Source organism: Arthrobacter woluwensis (genome assembly GCF_030816155.1).
In the GTDB taxonomy this organism is placed as follows: domain Bacteria; phylum Actinomycetota; class Actinomycetes; order Actinomycetales; family Micrococcaceae; genus Arthrobacter_E; species Arthrobacter_E woluwensis_A.
Genome location: NZ_JAUSXR010000001.1, coordinates 583,175 through 600,791 on the forward strand (window position 1 = coordinate 583,175; position 17,617 = coordinate 600,791).

Here is a 17,617-nt window from a genome sequence, read left to right on the forward strand (position 1 = left end):
GCTGGCTGGACTACTTCGCGGGCCGGCTCTCCGCGCAGGCCCGGCCTCCGGGCCACCCACGAGCCGGACGCACGCAGAGCTCCGGAATCACGAAACACCGGAAACGCAGAACTACGGAACACAGGAAAACACAGGGGAATCGCATGTTGCTGGAGATCGCCGTCACCTCGTCCCATGGAGTGGCGATCGCCGCCCGCGAGGGCGCAGACCGGGTTGAGCTGACCACGGCTCTGGAACTGGGAGGACTGACCCCCTCCCAGGGCCTCATGGAGGCAGGCATGGAGGCGGCCGGGGGAGCGGTGGAGGTTCACCCGCTCATCCGCTGCCGTCCCGGCGATTTCCTGTATTCCGCCGACGAGCTGAGCCTCATGGAACGCGAGATCCGAGCGCTCCTGGGCCAGGGTGCCTCGGGTGTGGTGGTCGGAGCTCTGACGGCCGACGGCGAGATAGATCGTGAGGCGCTTCTGCGTCTGTCGGCCGCCGCCCGTGAGGTCCGCGACGACGCCGCGCTGACTCTTCACCGGGCGATCGATCAGGCACAGGACGCCGAGAGAGCACTGGACACCGTCATCGGCCTGGGATTCACGAGAGTGCTGTCGTCAGGCCAGCAGGCGACGGTCGCAGCGGGCCTGGAGCAGCTCGGGAGGATGCGGCGCCACGGACAGGACCGGATCCAGATCATGGCCGGCGGCGGCCTGTCCTTGGAGGACATTCCGGCGGTGCGGACCGCAGGGCTGGACGCCGTCCACCTCTCCGCCAAGAAGGTGATTTCGACCGCCCAGGGGGGCACGGTGTCCCTGGGCGCCGCGGACGGCGCGGATCCGACGGCCTACCTGGTCACCGACGCCGCAGTGGTCCGCGCGGCCCGCAAGGCGATCGACAGCTGATCGCGGCCTGCGGCAGCTGCCAGCAGGGCCATCCGACGCGGTGCATGACGGATTATGACAGGAAATCCCGAGGTGGGTCACAATCCTCGCTTGATTGACACTTCAACGCTTGAGGTCTCAAGTTTCGCCCTGCGATCCGCGTCTTTCTGAGACCGGTCGGGGGCGGATCCGGTCGAGGAATGGCGGCGGCTCCTGCGGAAGCCTTCATCGATCGCGGTCGTATGTCGCCAAATGTCGCGGTTTTGGGACGACGCGCCGAAGAATCGTTGGACGTTTGCGGGCCACGAAGATTTTCACAAAAGCCTATGGAAATCCGAGTCACTACCTGTAAACTGGAGTGGTCGAAGTGTTTGGCACTCAGCAGTTCAGGTAGTACCGTGGCGTCCTCGCCCATCTTTCTGAAGCACGGTTGAAGCATCCACTCGCCGGGTCTCATATACCGGGGATCCGTAAACCTTCAGTAAGGAAAGTAAGAAAGAAATGGCAACAGGCAGCGTCAAGTGGTTCAACGCGGAAAAGGGCTTCGGCTTCATTGCACCTGAGGATGGTTCCCAGGATGTGTTCGCGCACTACTCCGCAATCAACAGCAACGGCTACCGTTCTCTCGAGGAGAACCAGCGCGTGTCGTTCGACATCGAGCAGGGTCCCAAGGGTCCCCAGGCCGTGAACATCACCGTTATCTGAGGTTCTCCGAAGAGCCCGATGCCGATCAGGGCAGGGCACTCCTAGAACTTTGAAAGGGCCGGTCGCAGAAGCGACCGGCCCTTTCGCGTATCTGCGGTGGTGCGCACCCGGCTGGGAAGGCCGCGTGTGACGAGTCGGGCCGTGCCGTGCCGCCGGTCCCGGACCCGCACCGCCTGCCGACGCCAGCCCGCCCCGCGCCCGGCGTCGCGCTCTCTGGTCAGGACAGGGCGGGGCTGACCGCTCCGGTGCCCGCGCCGGCCAGCCGCGGTCGCACGCCGAGGCCGTGCACGGTCCAGCCGGCCTCCGACCACTGGGCCGCGTCGAGAGCGTTGCGGGTGTCCAGGAGAAGACGGCGGCGCACGACCGACGCGGTGCGGACCGGGTCGAGAGCCCGGAACTCGTCCCATTCGGTGGCGAGCACCACCAGTTCAGCCCCTTCAAGCGCGGCCATCGGGCAGAGCTCGAAGCGCAGCTGGGGGAACCGCAGCCAGGCGTTGTTGATGGCGCGCGGATCGGTCACCGTGACATGAGCGCCGGCCTCGGCCAGGCGGACCGAGACGTCCATGGCGGGGGAGTCGCGGATGTCGTCCGTGTCCGGTTTGAAGGACGCGCCCAGGACGGTGATCTGCCGCCCCGCGACGGAGCCGCCCAGAAGCCGGGCCGCAGCTTCGACGCTCCGGACACGCTGAGCCTGATTGATCCCGTCGACGGTGCCCATCCAGTCCTCCAGGCTGGAGACCCCGAGGCTGCGGGCCTGGGTCCGCAGGCTGCGGATGTCCTTCGGCAGGCATCCGCCGCCGAACCCGAGCCCGGCGTGCAGGTACCGCGCGCCGATCCGGGGGTCCAGCCCCATGGCGGAGGCGAGCTCGACGACGTCGGCGCCCGCGGCGTCGCACAGTTCGGCGATCGCGTTGATGAAGGAGAGCTTGGTGGCGAGATAGGCGTTCGACGCCGACTTGATCAGCTCCGCGGTCGCGTAGCTGCAGACGAGCCGGGGCACGCCGGCCGTGAGCAGAGGAGCGTAGACCTCGTCGAGTGCCCGCACCGCGGTGTCGCCGCTGCGGCCCGCGACCCCGTAGATGAGTCGGTCCGGAACGAGCGAATCCTTGACCGCGGTGCCCTGCCGCAGGAATTCCGGGTTCCAGGCCAGGACCAGATCCTCACCCTGCGCGACCAGCTCACCCAGCATGTCCACCGTGCCGACCGGGACCGTGGACTTGCCGGCCAGCACCGAGCCGGCAGGGGCGTGGGTGATCACCTCACGCGTCGCGGACAGCAGGTACCCCAGATCGGCGCCCTCACCGGTTTTCGACTGCGGCGTGCCGACACAGAGGAAGTGCACCTCGCACTCGGCCACGGAGGAGAAGTCCGATGAGAAGGACAGCGAGCCGTTCGCCGTCCCGTGACGCAGCAGCTCATCGAGGCCGGGTTCGTAGAAGGGGGACTGGCCGCGGGAGAGCTGACGGACCTTAGCCTGATCCGTGTCGATGCCCACCACCTCGTGCCCCATGGATGCCAGCGTGGCGGCGTGAACGGCTCCCAGGTACCCGCAGCCAATGACGGAGATCTTCATGTTCCGGCTCCTCTGCTCCTCAGCGTGTTTCTCAGTGCTTCTCAGCGGTTCTTCTTGGATGATGCGATGCGCTGCGGGCCCCACGGCGCCGGCGCCGCCGCCGTCTGTGTCCGTGGACTGCGGAACGCCGAGGGCGGTTCGACGAGCGAGCGCGCCCAGGAACGGACCGCTCCTTCGCGGGCCGCCGCGCGCAGGGCGGGCGTCGGGGCAGGCGGGTGGGGGACCCCGGCGTCGAGGGCGGCCTCGTAGTGCGTCACGAGTTCACGGCCGATCGCCTCCCAGGTCCGGCCCTGCACACTCTGCAGCGCGGCGCGGGCGAAGGCCCTGCGCTTGACGTCGTCACCCAGCAGATCGGCGGCATGCCCGCGGAGCTGCGCGAGGTCACCCGGCTGGTACAGCCAGCCCGTCCGGGAATTGTCCACGAGGTCGAGAGGGCCGCCCCTGCCGGTCGCCACGACGGGCACTCCGGAGGCCATGGCCTCCTGGATGGTCTGGCAGAACGTCTCGAATTCGCCGGGATGGACGAAAAGGTCGAAGGAGGCCACGAGGCGGGCCAGATCCTCGCCGCCCTGGAACCCGGTGAAGACGGCACCGGGCAGGAGCTTTTCGAGCGACTCGCGCTGAGGCCCCTCGCCGACGATCACCAGCCGGGTTCCGGGCAGGTCCGCCAGAACCTGCAGGTCCTCCACCTGTTTCTCCACAGCGAGGCGGCCGACGAAACCGATGATGCGCTCGCCGTGAGGGGCCACCGAACGCCGCCACGCGTCGTCGCGCTTGGAGGGATGGAAGCGCCGGGTGTCCACGCCGCGCCGCCACAGGTGGACCCGCGGGATGCCGCGGCCCTGCAGCTGATCCCTGGCGAAGGTGGACGGCGCCAGGGTGCGGGAGGAGAGCACATGGATGTCCTCCACGCGCTGCCAGGCCCAGTTCTCCAGGAACGGCACCCCGTAACGGGCGGCGTATCCGGGGACCTCCGTCTGATACACGGCGACCGTCGGGATCCCCAGCTGCTGCGCGGCCTGCACCGCGCGCCAGCCGAGCACGAACGGGGAGGCGAGATGCACCACGTCGGGGGCGAAACCGGCAAGGATTCTCTTGACCCGGTTGACACCTCCCAGGGCCACGCGGACGTTCGTGTAGCCGGCCAGGGGAACCGCGGGCAGCCGGTGGACGGCCGCTCCGGAGACCTGCGAGGGCGCATCCTCGGCGCCGGAGGAGGGGGCGATGACCAGGACGTCGTCGCCCCGTTCCTGAAGATGATCCAGAACCCTCAGGATCGAGTGCGTCACACCGTTCATCAAGGGCAGGAAGGACTCTGCCACGATTGCGATCCTCACGCTTTCCACGGTGCGCGCCGCTCCTGACCGCGGCGCATCCCTGAGCTGGCCGGAAGGGAAAGCTTCGGTTAACGCGCAGTCCGGACCCGGCCGTCCGACGTCGGCGCCTCACGCCGGCTCAGCCCGCGGCGTGGCAGGATGGAAGGGATGAAATTGCGTGCAGACCAGAGCGGAAACCGTGGCCTTCCCATGCCCTTGTGGCTGCAAGGCGGGCTCGAGGCGGCGCAGGCCGCGATCATCTCCGCGCTGCTCGTGCTGCTGCCCGTCCTCTGGGTGTGGGCGACTGGCGGTTTCGGTCCCACCGGCCCCGACTTCATGGCGCGTCTGGCCGGGCAGGCCTGGCTCCTCATCCACGGCGTCCCGGTCAGCGTCCACCTGTACGCGGGGAACGCCAGTTCGCAGGATCTGGGCGGGCCGCTCACGCTGCTGCCGTGGGGGCTGGCGCTGATCCCGTTCGGTCTCTCGTGGCGCGCCGGCAAGCGCCTGGCCCGCGCCTCCTACTCGGACCAGCTCTGGCAGGCGGCCCTGGGAGCGCTGCTGGTGTATGGCGCTTTCTCCTTCGCCACCGCTTTCGTCTGCGGCACGGTGGACGTGCGCATCAACCTGGTCCAGGCGACGCTCATCCCGCTGCTGCCCGTCTTCCTGGGGCTGGTGCTCGGAGCGCGGCGCGAGTCCCGGTCGTGGTCCCGGCTGATCGGCGTGGAAGCCGTGGACTGGATCTCGCGGACCAGCCAGCATTCGCGCTGGGCCGGCTCCTACCTGTGGACCGTCGTGCGCGCCGGCTTCCTCGCGGCGATGGCCGCCCTCTCACTCGCCGCGCTCATGCTCGCGATCACCCTGGTGGCTCATTGGGCCGACGTGGTCAGTGTCTATGAGGGCCTCGGCGCCGGGATCCCGGGCGGGGCGGCGCTGACTCTGGGACAGCTCGGCTATCTTCCCCATCTGACGGTGTACGCGCTGGCGTGGCTCAGCGGCGCGGGGATCACCCTCGGCGTGGGTTCCACGGCGGGCGCACTCGGCACCGCGGTGGGCCCGGTCCCGGCCGTCCCGGTCCTGGCCGCCCTGCCCACGGGTCCCTTGCCGTTCGGACTCGTGGCGCTCCTGGTCCCCGTCGCGGCGGGGGTTCTCGCCGGCTGGTGGTTCCTGCGCGAAGGTGAGAACCACTTCGACGAGTGGCTCTCCATCAGGGTCAAGGCCCGCTGGTTCACGATGCCGGCCTCCACACTCGTGCTGGCGGCCGCCGTCGGCGCCGTGACGGGCGCGGTGACGCTGGTGCTCGCCTGGATGACCAGCGGCTCACTGGGCCTCGGACGGCTCAGCCACCTGGGCGCCCCGCCGCTGCAGACGGCCCTGTACGTCGGCTGCGAAGTCGCGGTCGGCGTCGTGATCGGACATTCGGTGGCGCCCTGGCTGGAACGCCACCAGCTCAGCGGGTACGACGATGAGCCCTCCTCCCCGAGCACCCCTACCCCTACCGCGCGCGAGTCCTTCTCGGCCAGCAAGAGCGCCGACTGACACCTCACCGATCGCTGCGGGGCGGCTGCCGTCTCCATGAAAGTTTTGGCCGGACCCTGACTTAAGCTGGACCTCATGCGAATCGTGGTGCTGGTGTCAGGGAGTGGGTCCAATCTGCAGGCGGTCATCGACGCCGTCCAGGCGGGGGAGCTCGACCTCGAGATCGCCGCAGTGGGAGCGGACCGCGCGGACGCCTACGGGCTGGAACGCGCCCGGGCCGCCGGGATCGACACCTTCGTGGTCGACTTCCGTGGGTACGGCACCCGCGCCGAGTGGGACGCGGAACTCACGCGCGTCGTCGCGGGATATCAGCCCGAGGTGGTGGTCTCGTCGGGCTTCATGCGGATCGTCTCGGCCCGGTTCATCGAGACGTTCGGCGGGCGCTACCTCAACACGCACCCGGCGCTGCTTCCGGCCTTCCCGGGGGCGCACGGCGTCCGGGACGCCCTCGCCTACGGGGTCAAAGTCACGGGCTGCACGGTGCACTGGGCGGACGCCGGGGTCGACACGGGCCCCATCATCGCCCAGGAGGCCGTCGCGATCGAGGACGGCGAGACCGAAGAAGCGCTGCACGAACGGATCAAGCTCGTGGAACGTCGGCTACTCATCAGCACTCTGTCAGACATCGTTCAGTCTCGCTTGCTATAAAGAATCGCACGCCACACGGGAAGCGGTCACCGACTGCAAAGCCCGCTCACAGGGAGCGTGCTGCAGACTGCTGAGGAGTGGCCGTGGAATTCTGGAAACCGGTGCTGGACACGGTGATCATCACCCCGAGTTTCCTCCTTTTCTGGACGGTCATCAGCCTTGTCCTGCTCGCTTTCCTGCTGCTGAAGAAGTGGCGTTTCCGATGGTTCGTACTGGCCGTGGCCTCCGTGGCCGTGGGCGCCGCCCTGGGGTTGGGCATCCTCTGGTACTGCGTCTACGTGGACAACACCTTCGGTGAGCCTCTGCTTCCCGACGTCTGGTTCTGGTTCCCGGCGGCCCTGGCCGCGATCCTGCTGGCCGTGGTGAACCTGCGCGGCGGCCGCTGGTGGCGCAGCGTCACGGCGGTGATCTCGGTGCTCGTCTTCGTCGCGACGGCGGCCTTCCAGATCAATGCGTCGTACGGGCTGAACCCCACGCTCGGTTCCCTGCTGAACATCAACACCGCCAGCCCGGTCCACATCGCACCGAAGGCGGACTGGCGGGAGTACAACCCGAAGGAACCGCTCTACAAGACCTGGGTGGCGCCCGTCGGCATGCCCACTCAGGGCCTCCGGGGCAAGACGCCCGTCCAGATCCCGGCCCGGTACTCCGGGTTCCCGGCCCGGTGGGCGAGCCTCTACCTTCCCCCGGCCGCACGCGTGAAGAATCCGCCGCTGCTGCCCTTCGTCCTCATGATGATGGGCCAGCCGGGCAGCCCCAGCCCGATCGGCATCGGAGACGTGGCCGACGCGTTCGCCAAGAAGCACCACGGTCTGGCGCCGATCGTCCTGATCGTGGACCAACTGGGGGACCCCACGCAGGATCCGCTGTGCCTCGACGGCCCGCTCGGCAAGGTCGAGACGTACGTGATGAAGGACGTGCTGCCGTGGGCACGTGCCAATCTGCCCATCATGCAGGACCGGAAGCACTGGAGTTTCCTGGGCTATTCCAACGGCGGTGTCTGCGCCAGCTACTTCGCCACGAAGTATCCGCAGGACTTCAGCAGCTTCATCTCCGTGTCCGGGGAGGAATTCCAGGGCTCGGAGAAGCCCGCCCAGACCCTGGCCACGTTCTTCAATGGCAATCAGGCGGCGTACGACGCCGTCAAACCGCGCAACATCATGCTGGCCCATGGCCGCTACACGGACATGACCGCCATCTACACCGCCGGCAGCAAGGACCCCGCCTACACGGCGGCGGCACACCGCTCGATCGCGACCGCGCGGCAGGTGGGGATCAAGAGCCAGTTCTTCTCCGTGCCCGGGGCCGGGCACGTGGGGAAGGCCTTCGGCGGGGGCGCCTCCGCGGCGTTCGGCGCTCTGTATCCTCTCTGGGGGCTGTCCCCGTCATGAGCAGGACCCTGATCACCGCCCCGAACAGCACCACCACCAGAATGGCGGAGAACCATGAACGATGAGCAGCCACCGGCGCCGGAGGCTGCCCCGCACGGAGCGGGCGCCGCAGCGGAGGCCGTGACTCAGCCACCCACCGGCCGGCTGAGGAACACCAAGGAGTGGCTCGACGGCTTCTTCCGCCGCATCCCCTTCTCCTTCCTCATGGCCGCGGTCTTCCTGACGACCAGCATCCTCAGCTGGACGGTGCTCCACGGGGATTCCAACGCGGTCAAGGCCACCTGGGGTCTCGGCGTGGACACGACCCTGGACGCCGGTCAGTGGTGGACGCCCCTGTCCGCCCTGCTCATTCCGCAGGACGTCACGGCCACGGTGGTGGCGATCCTGGGTTCGGTGCTGCTCCTCGGCTTGGCCGAACGGACCATGGGCACCCGGAAGGCTGCGCTCGCGTTCTTCGTGACGGGCCTGATCGCCGGCACCCTGGGCGTGCTGCTGCAGTGGCTCGGCACCTTGACCTGGGAATGGTGGTCCACCGGGGCGTCCACCGCGGTCACGGTGGATCCGCTCACCGGGGTGATCGGCGCCATCGCCGCCGCCACGGCGTCGATGGGCCCGCTCTGGCGCCGCCGCATCCGGGTGGTGCTGTTCGCCTTCATGCTGATCTTCGTCCTGTACTCGGGCGACCCGGAGGACCTGTACCGCTTGGTGGCGGTCCTCATCGGTCTGCCGCTCGGGGTTCTTCTGGCTCCCCGCAGCAAGCCCCTCACGGTCAAGGTGCCTCACAGCTCCCACCGCGAGACGCGCACCCTGGTGGCCGCCGTCGTGCTTGTCACGGCGATCGGTCCGATCGTGGCATTCCTCGGAAGCACGGATCTGACGCCGTTCGCGTTCGGGTCCTACCTCTTCATGAACGACCCGATCGACCCCTCGACCCTCACCGCCGTCTGCCGCGGCGACATGCCGATCACCCGGCAGTGCATCCGGCAGCTGGCGCGGCTCGGCTCGCAGGGACCCGGGATGTACGTCATGTCGTTCGTCCCGGTGATCCTGCTGGGACTCGCGGCCTGGGGCCTGTACCGGGGCCGCCGTTTCGGCTGGTGGCTGGCCGTGAGCGTCAACTCCGCCATCCTGCTTTTCGCGCCGGGCTCGTTCGGCGTGGTCCGCGTGATCGCCCAGGGCGGTTCAGGGTCGCACCGGCCGTTCGACGCCTCCGAGCTCGTCATCTGGGTGGTCACGGCGGCACTGGTGCCGGTCGGGTCCCTGATCATGCTGGTCGCCACCCGGAAGCACTTCGGCATCCGGGCGCCCCGCGGCGCGGTGCGCCGATTCTGGCTGGCGCTCGCCACGGGATTCGTCGTGCTGACCGCCGCCTACATCTTCTCCGCGCTGGCCAACCTCGCGGCGATCGTGCCGCACACCAACCCCCTGCAGGTCATCCTGGAGGCGCCCCGCCGGTTCATCCCCCCGCATTTCGTGGGGCGGCCCACGCACGTCGTCATGCCGCGGCACTCCGCCGTCAGCTGGGCCTACCAGTGGTGCGGGCCCGTCTTCTGGGTGTTCTTCGCCGGCCTGGTGGTGTGGGTCCTCTCGAGGTCGCCACGACTGGCCACGGCGCACGACGCCGACGCCTTCCGTGCGCTGCTGCGGCGCCACGGCGGCGGCTCGCTGGGCCACATGGGAACCTGGGAGGGCAACACCCCGTGGTTCACCAAGGACGGCGAAGGGGCTCTCCCGTACCGGGTGGTGAACGGCAACGCGATCGCCCTGGGGGACCCCGTGTGCGCTCCGCAGCGAGCCGAGGAGACCCTGCGGGAGTATCTGGCGTTCTGCGACGAACACAACTGGACCCCGGTGTTCTATTCGATCCACCCGCAGTACCTCCCCGTGTTCGAGGACCTCGGCTGGCATCACATGTCGGTGGGTGAGGAGACCGTCGTCCACACGGCCGACTTCACGATGAAGGGCAAGCACTGGCAGAGCGTCCGCACGGCGCTCAACAAGGCCGTCCGCGAGGGCAAGACCACGGTCTGGACCACCTGGGCCGAGCTGCCGTTCGCCGCCACGTCGGAGATCGCCGCGATCTCCGAGGCGTGGGTCGCCGAGAGCGAGCTGCCGGAGATGGGCTTCACCCTCGGTGGGCTCGACGAACTCCGGGATCCCGAGGTCAAGCTCATGCTGGCCCTCGCCGAGGACGGCCGGATCGAAGCCGTGACGTCCTGGATGCCCATGTACCAGGACGGCGAGATCATCGGCTGGACGCTCGACTTCATGCGGCGCTCGCCGGAGTCGTTCAACGGCGTCATGGAGTTCCTGATCGCCTCCGCGGCGCTTCACATGCGGGACGAGGGGTGCCTCTACATGAGCCTGTCCGGCGCCCCCTTGGCCACCAAGCCGACCGCGCCCGGCGCCGAGGAGCCGGAGGAGGTGGCCGGCATGGACGCCTTCCTCGCCTGGCTGTCCCGGACCCTGGAACCGGCGTACGGGTTCAGTTCGCTGTTCCGCTTCAAGGCCAAGTTCCACCCCGAGTACGTCACGCTGTCCATGGCTTACCAGGACGTGCTGGCGCTGCCGGGGATCGGTGTGGCGCTGGGCAAGGCCTATCTGCCCGACGTCTCGACCCGCGAGGCCTTGGCCCTGGCCAGGAGTCTGGGCCGGAAGGACTGAGCTCGCTGCGGCGACCGGGCAACCGGCGCCGGGGGAGCGTGCCGGCCGCCGGGGAGCGGGCGCTGGGGAGCTGCCGGAACGTTCCGGCGGACCGTGCCGGCCGCCGTCGTGAAGCCAGCGGCGGGGCGCCGTCGTCGGCCAGCCCCGTGAGCCGTCAGCTCAGCCAGCCGTCAGCCCAGCTGCCGGGAGGCCGTCTCCGGCGCGACGCGCGCCATCGCCGCGACAGCCAGCACCACGAGGAGCGTCGCGGCCAGGAAGGTGTTCGCCAGCCCCCATTGCGGCCAGAAGTACCCGGCGAAGAGCAGCGGCCCGAAACCGGCTCCGAGCCGCGAGATGGTGGAGGCCCAGCCGAAGCCGCTCGCGCGCAGGGAGGTCGGGTACAGCTCGGACACGTAGGTGTACAGCACGGGGATCGCGATCTGGACCACGAACCCGAAAGCCAGGAGCCACAGGACCGCGAGCACCGGGTCGCCGAGCGAGAACGACACCACGACCAGCAGCAGCCCGGAGAGCGGGCCGGTGACGCCGAGGATCCAGCGCCGGCCCACCCGTTCCACCAGGAGTGCGGCCACGAGCACCCCCAGAAGACCCACTGCGGCCATTCCGGCGGTCGTGAGGAAGGCCCGGAAGTCCGCGAAGCCCGCGCCGATCAGGATCTTGGGCATCCACGTCAGGGAGAGGTAGTACACCAGCAGGATCGTCAGGAAGAGGGCCCACGACGTGGCGGTGATGCGCCAGTCGAAGCGCCAGAGCGCGGCGAGCTGGTCCCAGACGCCGCGGGCCGTGAGGCGGGAAAGCGGCCGCGCTTCGGGCAGGGTGTAGGGACGTGCCGAGGCGCCGGTGTCCCGCACCAGCCGGTCGATGACGGCGGCCGCCTCCCGGTTGCGTCCTTTGTTCACGAGGAAGAGCGGGGATTCCGGCACGCCGCGCCGGATCCAGAACACCAGGAACGCGGGGAGGACCATGACCAGCATGGTGAGCCGCCAGTCGTGCCAGGTGCCCACGAGCCACGCGGAGATCACACCGCACAGCGCCGCGCCCAACGGCCACCAGGCGTCCATCGCGGTGAGCACCCGGCCACGATGTCTGGCGGGCGTGAACTCTCCCACGAGCGCGTAGTCGACCGGGATGCAGCCGCCCAGCCCGAAGCCGGCCAGGAAACGGAACGCGCAGAACCAGGCGAAGTCCGGGGCCAGCGCGCCGGCGACCGTGAAGAGGGAGAACATCAGGAGCGTGGCCGTGAAGGCCTTCTTCCGGCCCAGGGTGTCCGCGATGGTGCCCCAGAGGAACGCGCCCAGGGCCATGCCCACCAGGTTCGCCGTCCCGACCCAGGCGGCGTCCGCCGGGCCGAGACCCCATTCCTTCCCGACCAGGGGTATGAGGATGCCGTTGAGGGTGACGTCCCAGGCATCGAACATGAAGCCGAGCCCGCCGATGAGGAAGATCCTCCCTTGCACGCGCCAGCGCCAGGGCAGTTCCTGGATGAGCACATCACCACGGGGGACGGTGGAGTGGCTGTTCATGATCTCCTTCGGTGCTCCTTCAGGCGTCCGGCCGCTCCGTGGCCCGTCGCTCAGGAGCAGCTGCCGGCGTGGAGCTTCTTGGCGATGGCGTCACTCTGGGGCGTCATCCGGTATTCCGGATGGGGGCTGCCTTCGAACGGTTGGAGATCATCGTACGACGCGCCGAGGAACAGCACGGCGTACGAGTTGGTCACGGCCTCCACGGAGTCGCCCGCCCGCGAAGGGACCGGCGTCCCGCAGATCTGGGTGATCCGGTAATGGGAGAGTTCGTGCTTCATCACGCTCACCACCACGGGCGAGTAGAACACCTGCGCCGCGCCGGTGGTGTCCCTGTTGCCGTAGATCAGGCGGGGAGCGGCCGTGCAGAAGGCCGCGACGACGTCCGGATCATTCTTCTTGGTGCTCGGACAGCTCTTCGTCAGCTGGGCGAAGTCCCAGTTCACCGAGAGCCCGAAGTTCCGCACTAGTTGCTCGGCCGACGGGATGTAGGAACCTTCCGCATCCGGTTCCCCGACGAACGTCCGTGCGAGCGCTTCGAGCCGTGCGTTCTCCGCCTTCGGTGACGCCACGCCCGTGAACGGGTGGGCTTTGCCGGTGGACGGATCCCTGAACTGGCCCTTGCGGCCCAGGGGAGCCTGGGCGAGGTAGTTCTTCTCGAGCGTCCGCACCGTCCCGAGCAGGGCGTTCAGGTCTTTGCGCAGGACCGCCCGGTCCGCACTGCTGCGCTCGCCCATCTTCTGGAGGGTGGCGAGCCGTTCGGCGAGGTCCGCCTGGAACTCCAGGACGTAGGCCCGCCCCGCGGGGGTGCCGGGAAGGAGGAAACCGGGCTTGTCGGTCTTGGCGGCGAGAGCGTAACGGTTGATGGTGTTGCGGGTCTCCGAAACGGCGGCGTCGTACCCGGGCAGCTCCGCCATGACGAACCGAGGCGGCGCGGAGGCAGCAGGCGAGGCGGTGAACGCCGGACGGAGGACGGTCACGCCGACGGCGAGCAGGCCCAGCACGCAGACCGCGAGCACCGCGACGAGCAGCCCGGTGCGCTTCTTGCGCGGCGCGGGAGGCGGCGTGGGCGGGAATGAGGGCGCGTACGACGGCGCGTGGCCGCCGGCCATCTGTCCGTAGGCGGGGGGTGCCACGGCCCCGGCCTGGGCCGGGTAGGGGGTGAAGGCGCGCGGGTCGGCGGGTGGCTGGGAACTGAACGGTTGCGCATTGGACGCCGGGGTCCCGAAGGCTGGAGGCCCGTCAGCCGAGGTCTCTTCGCCCTGAACTCCTACGCCCTGAACTCGTGCGTCCTGTGCTCCTGTGCCCGGAGGGACGCCCGGAACCCTCACACCCTGAACCCCGTCTTCCGAAACCCCGTCTTCCGAAACCACGTCTTCCTGAACCCCGTCACCCGGAGACCTGCCCATCGGTGGCCGGGCCTCAGGAGGCCTGCGCGACGGCCTGGCGGAGCCGCCCGCCGGTGGCGTCCAGCGCTGCCCGGCCGGCGGCGGCGTCGAGGCCTGTCAGCACCATGAGGATGGCCAGCTTCACCGACCCGTCGGCGGCGTCCAGTGCCTGGGACGCCTCCTCCACGGAGCAGCCGGTGGCCTGCAGCACGGTCCGTTGGGACCGGGCGCGGAGCTTGGCGTTGGTGGCCCGGAGGTCCACCATCATGTTGCCGTAGGTTTTGCCGAGCTTGACCATGCTCAGGGTGCTGATCATGTTGACCACGAGCTTCTGGGCGGTGCCGGACTTGAGCCGCGTGGACCCGGCCACGAATTCCGGCCCGACCTCCACGTCGATCGCCACCTCCGCGGTGGCGCCGATGACCGAATTCCTGTTGCAAGCCAGGCCCACCGTGAAGGCGCCCGCAGCCCGTGCGGCCTCCAGCGCGCCGACCACGTACGGGGTCCGGCCCGATGCGGAGATGCCGACCACGGCGTCCCCGGCCCCCACCGAGAGGGCAGCCAGGTCAGCGGCACCGGCTTCGGCGTCGTCCTCCGCGTTCTCCACGGCGTCACGGATGGCGCGGGGGCCGCCCGCGATCACGCCGACCACCATGGCCGGATCCGTGCCGTAGGTGGGAGGGCACTCGCTGGCGTCCAGGACGCCGACGCGTCCGGCGGTGCCCGCGCCGATGTAGATCAGCCGTCCACCGGCGGCGAGCTTGGCGTACACCCCGTCGACGGCGGCGGCCACCGAGTCCAGCTCGCGCTCCACGGCGGCGGCCACGAGGGCGTCCTGGCCGTTCATCGCCGTCACGAGTTCCGCCGTGCTCATGGTGTCGATGGAACCCAGCTCAGGATTGGCCGCCTCCGTGGACAGGCCCTGGAGCTGGGCGCGGAGTTCCGCGAGGGAATCCTGGGATTCAGGCTGGCTGGTCACGGTAGATGTACCTTTCCTGGAGGAGATCCGGCTGGGTGGCGAGCGCGGCGCCGTCGAGGCCGGTCCCGAGCGCTGGGACGACGGTGGCCTGGATGCCCTTGAGGGCCGAGGTGAGGCGGTCCCGGAACAGGGGTGACTCGCTCACGCCGCCCAGCAGGGCGACGCGACGGGAAGGATCCCCGGCATGGCTGGCCGGTCCGGAGGCGAGAGCGCGTCCCACGGACCGGGCGACGTGGGCGCACGCGCGGTCCACGATGCCGAGTGCGACCGTGTCGCCCGCCGCGGCGGCGTCGAGGACTCGGGGCGTGAAGGACCCCATGGCGCGGTACGGATTGCTCACAGATCCGAGCCACCCGGGCAGATCGAGGACGGGGACGGGGAGGCCGTCCGGGTCGGAGAGGAGGGTGGCGGGGCCGCCGTCGAGTTCCTCGAGCACGGCGGACAGGCCCTCCTGGCCGATCCAGCGGCCGCTGCCCCGGTCGCCGAGCAGCGGGCCCCAGCCGTCGGCGCGATGCAGTGTGCCCTCGTCGTCGAAGCGGAAGACCACGGCCCCGGTGCCGATGATCACGGCCGCGCCGGGGGAGGACCCGAAGGCTCCCAGGTGGGCCGCGGTGGCGTCGGAGATGACGGCCGCCGGGACGGAGAAGTGCCCGGCCAGGCGGTGGGCGAGCTCGCGGGAGCCGGCTTCGTCCGAGGCCACGCCCGCGATGGCGGCGCCGATGCCGCTGGGCCAGGGGGAGCGGCGTCCCGTCCGCCTCGGAGATGCGCAGATGTGCGGAACCGTCCGTGATCATGAGGAAGGCGTTGTTGACCCCACCGGCCGTGGCCAGTCCGGGGAACCCCTCCAGCACGGTGGAGGCGAGAACCTCCGAGCCCTCCGTGGGATGGCTCCGGAGCTCCAGGCGGCAGCGGCTCTTGCCGATGTCGGCGATCAGCACGGGCCCGGATTCGGCGACCGGCTGGGTCGCGAGGGCGGCGGAGTCGGAGGGCAGATGTCCCGGCAGGCGGGCGGACGCGGGGTCCTGAAGGTCGCTCTGATCCGGAAACACTGTCATGAACACCCACACTAGTGCTGCTCCCGCGCGGGCAACAGACTGTTAAGGATGACGCACCCTGTGTGAACAAGATTGAAAACTGCCTTGTTGCGCCACCTTCGATCATTCTCCGGCCCGCGGGAGGCCCTCGGGTCACGCGGTAGGGATCGACGGTCCCGCGCGATAAAATGGCCTCATCCCGCCAATCGATGTCGCCGTGCGTGGGCCCGTGCTGGCTGCGTACGCCGAATCCGTGCCACTTTGGAGTGCCATTCGTGTCCGTCACGCAGCTTGACCGTGTTCCCATCCGCCGGGCCCTGATCTCGGTCTATGACAAGACCGGTCTGGAGGACCTGGCCCGTGGCCTGCACGCCGCAGGGGTGGCACTGGTCTCCACCGGCTCCACCGCCAAGAAGATCGCGGCCCTCGGGATCCCCGTCACCGAAGTGGAGCAGGTCACCGGCTCCCCGGAGATGCTGGACGGACGGGTCAAGACCCTCCACCCGCGCATCCACGGCGGCATCCTGGCCGACCGCCGCGTCCCGGCGCACATGGACACGCTGACCGAGATGGAGATCGAGACCTTCGATCTGGTGGTCGTGAACCTGTACCCCTTCGTCGAGACGGTCAAGTCCGGCGCCGCTCTCGACGACGTGGTGGAGCAGATCGACATCGGAGGCCCCGCCATGGTGCGCTCCGCCGCGAAGAACCACGCCGCCGTCGCGATCGTGACGGACCCCGGCTTCTACCCACAGGTGATCGCCGCCGCGGCCGAAGGCGGCTTCAGCCTCAAGCAGCGCCGCGTCCTGGCGGCCCGCGCCTTCGCCCACACCGCCAGTTACGACAACGCCGTGGCCAGCTGGACCGCCACGCAGTTCCTGGACGAGGACGGCGACGGCGTCATCGACTGGCCCGCCTACGCCGGCGTCTCGCTCGAGCGCTCCGAGGTGCTCCGCTACGGCGAGAATCCGCACCAGCAGGCCGCCCTCTACGTGGACAAGGCCGCCCCGGCCGGCATCGCCCAGGCCGACCAGCTGCACGGCAAGGCCATGAGCTACAACAACTTCGTGGACGCCGACGCCGCGCTGCGCGCCGCTTTCGACTTCGCCGAGCCGGCCGTGGCCATCATCAAGCACGCCAACCCGTGCGGTGTGGCCGTGGCGACCCCGGGCGTCGAGGACCCGATCGCCGACGCCCACCGCAAGGCCCACGCCTGCGACCCCGTCTCCGCGTACGGTGGGGTCGTCGCCGCCAACCGCGCCGTGTCCAAGGGCATGGCCGAGACCCTGGCCGGGATCTTCACCGAGGTCGTCATCGCGCCCTCCTTCGATCCCGAGGCCGTCGAGATCCTCTCCAAGAAGAAGAACATCCGTCTCCTGGCCCTGCCGGACGGCTACGGCCGCTACCCAGCCGAGTTGCGCCAGGTCTCCGGTGGCATGCTCGTCCAGATGTCCGATGTGATCGACGCCGACGGTGACGACCCCGCGAACTGGACCCTCGCCAGCGGTGAGGCCGCGGACGAGAAGACGCTCGCCGAGCTGGTCTTCGCCTGGCGCGCCGTCCGGGCCGCCAAGTCGAACGCCATCCTGCTCGCCCGCGACGGCGGCACGGTCGGCATCGGCATGGGTCAGGTCAACCGTGTGGACTCCTGCCGTCTGGCCGTCGAGCGCGCGAACACGCTCGGCGTGGCGGTCGAATCCACGGTGGACGCCGCGGGTGGCGCCTCCAACGTGACCGCCGCTGAGGCCCCCGAGCGCGCCCGTGGCGCCGTGGCCGCTTCCGACGCCTTCTTCCCCTTCGCCGACGGTCTTCAGATCCTGCTGGCCGCCGGTGTCCGCGCCGTGGTCCAGCCCGGCGGTTCGGTGCGTGACGAAGAGGTCATCGAGGCGGCCCAGGCGGCCGGCGTGACCATGTACTTCACCGGTTCGCGCCACTTCTTCCACTGACGGCGGGAGGACGACGGCGGCCGCGCGCCGCCGTCGTCCTCTGCCGCAGTG

At 69.5% G+C, this 17,617-nt stretch carries 13 protein-coding genes; 7 read left to right on the forward strand and 6 right to left on the reverse strand.

From position 1 onward, the window contains the following. Positions 1-143: 143 nt before the first annotated feature. Both QFZ52_RS02650 and cspE read left to right on the forward strand, forming a co-directional pair. On the forward strand, positions 144-887 hold the full coding sequence (locus QFZ52_RS02650) for a copper homeostasis protein CutC (protein ID WP_307496092.1): 744 nt from the start codon (positions 144-146) through the stop codon (positions 885-887). Positions 888-1,367: 480 nt separating this feature from the next. Beyond that, on the forward strand, positions 1,368-1,571 hold the full coding sequence (cspE, locus tag QFZ52_RS02655; protein WP_307496094.1) for a transcription antiterminator/RNA stability regulator CspE: 204 nt from the start codon (positions 1,368-1,370) through the stop codon (positions 1,569-1,571). Positions 1,572-1,788: 217 nt separating this feature from the next. On the opposite strand, the gene QFZ52_RS02660 is transcribed toward cspE, so the two are convergent. Next, entirely contained in the window at positions 1,789-3,144 is a 1,356-nt protein-coding gene (locus QFZ52_RS02660; RefSeq protein ID WP_307496095.1) for a UDP-glucose dehydrogenase family protein, read from the reverse strand. 41 nt (positions 3,145-3,185) lie between these two features. Next, a complete protein-coding gene (locus tag QFZ52_RS02665; RefSeq protein WP_307496096.1) occupies positions 3,186-4,481 on the reverse strand; it encodes a glycosyltransferase family 4 protein in 1,296 nt (431 codons plus the stop codon). A 147-nt stretch (positions 4,482-4,628) separates the two neighbouring features. Here QFZ52_RS02665 and QFZ52_RS02670 point away from each other — a divergent pair, with 147 nt between their 5' ends. The 4 genes from QFZ52_RS02670 to QFZ52_RS02685 all read left to right on the forward strand — a co-directional run bounded on the left by QFZ52_RS02670 (position 4,629) and on the right by QFZ52_RS02685 (position 10,699). Continuing rightward, positions 4,629-5,996, forward strand: a complete 1,368-nt coding sequence (locus QFZ52_RS02670) for a cell division protein PerM (protein ID WP_307496098.1) — start codon at positions 4,629-4,631, stop codon at positions 5,994-5,996. A 75-nt stretch (positions 5,997-6,071) separates the two neighbouring features. Beyond that, entirely contained in the window at positions 6,072-6,644 is a 573-nt protein-coding gene (gene purN, locus QFZ52_RS02675) for a phosphoribosylglycinamide formyltransferase (RefSeq protein WP_307496099.1), read from the forward strand. An 83-nt stretch (positions 6,645-6,727) separates the two neighbouring features. Then, positions 6,728-8,035 (forward strand): alpha/beta hydrolase, encoded by a 1,308-nt coding sequence (locus QFZ52_RS02680; protein ID WP_307496100.1) that lies wholly within the window; start codon positions 6,728-6,730, stop codon positions 8,033-8,035. Between the two features lie 54 nt (positions 8,036-8,089). Continuing rightward, positions 8,090-10,699, forward strand: a complete 2,610-nt coding sequence (locus QFZ52_RS02685) for a phosphatidylglycerol lysyltransferase domain-containing protein (RefSeq protein ID WP_307496101.1) — start codon at positions 8,090-8,092, stop codon at positions 10,697-10,699. A 170-nt stretch (positions 10,700-10,869) separates the two neighbouring features. Here the strand turns inward: QFZ52_RS02685 and QFZ52_RS02690 are convergent, their stop codons facing one another. The 4 genes from QFZ52_RS02690 to QFZ52_RS02705 all read right to left on the reverse strand — a co-directional run bounded on the left by QFZ52_RS02690 (position 10,870) and on the right by QFZ52_RS02705 (position 15,286). Next, positions 10,870-12,222: an MFS transporter gene (locus QFZ52_RS02690; RefSeq protein ID WP_307496102.1), complete on the reverse strand. Its 1,353-nt coding sequence runs from the start codon at positions 12,220-12,222 to the stop codon at positions 10,870-10,872. A 50-nt stretch (positions 12,223-12,272) separates the two neighbouring features. Then, positions 12,273-13,355: a hypothetical protein gene (locus tag QFZ52_RS02695; protein ID WP_307496103.1), complete on the reverse strand. Its 1,083-nt coding sequence runs from the start codon at positions 13,353-13,355 to the stop codon at positions 12,273-12,275. Positions 13,356-13,641: 286 nt separating this feature from the next. After that, on the reverse strand, positions 13,642-14,586 hold the full coding sequence (gene murQ / locus QFZ52_RS02700; RefSeq protein ID WP_307496104.1) for an N-acetylmuramic acid 6-phosphate etherase: 945 nt from the start codon (positions 14,584-14,586) through the stop codon (positions 13,642-13,644). Further along, on the reverse strand, positions 14,570-15,286 hold the full coding sequence (locus QFZ52_RS02705; RefSeq protein ID WP_307496105.1) for an N-acetylglucosamine kinase: 717 nt from the start codon (positions 15,284-15,286) through the stop codon (positions 14,570-14,572). The genes murQ and QFZ52_RS02705 overlap by 17 nt, the downstream gene beginning before the upstream one ends. Before the next feature lie 609 nt (positions 15,287-15,895). Here QFZ52_RS02705 and purH point away from each other — a divergent pair. Then, entirely contained in the window at positions 15,896-17,566 is a 1,671-nt protein-coding gene (purH, locus tag QFZ52_RS02710) for a bifunctional phosphoribosylaminoimidazolecarboxamide formyltransferase/IMP cyclohydrolase (protein WP_307496106.1), read from the forward strand. The last annotated feature ends 51 nt before the right edge of the window (positions 17,567-17,617 follow it).

Coding starts and splice junctions, on each gene's coding strand:
- cspE (WP_307496094.1), top strand. CDS start 1,368: ATGGCAACAGGCAGCGTCAAGTGGTTCAACGCGGAAAAGGGCTTCGGC.
- QFZ52_RS02670 (WP_307496098.1), top strand. CDS start 4,629: ATGAAATTGCGTGCAGACCAGAGCGGAAACCGTGGCCTTCCCATGCCC.
- purN (WP_307496099.1), top strand. CDS start 6,072: ATGCGAATCGTGGTGCTGGTGTCAGGGAGTGGGTCCAATCTGCAGGCG.
- QFZ52_RS02690 (WP_307496102.1), bottom strand. CDS start 12,222: ATGAACAGCCACTCCACCGTCCCCCGTGGTGATGTGCTCATCCAGGAA.
- QFZ52_RS02685 (WP_307496101.1), top strand. CDS start 8,090: ATGAACGATGAGCAGCCACCGGCGCCGGAGGCTGCCCCGCACGGAGCG.
- QFZ52_RS02650 (WP_307496092.1), top strand. CDS start 144: ATGTTGCTGGAGATCGCCGTCACCTCGTCCCATGGAGTGGCGATCGCC.
- QFZ52_RS02660 (WP_307496095.1), bottom strand. CDS start 3,144: ATGAAGATCTCCGTCATTGGCTGCGGGTACCTGGGAGCCGTTCACGCC.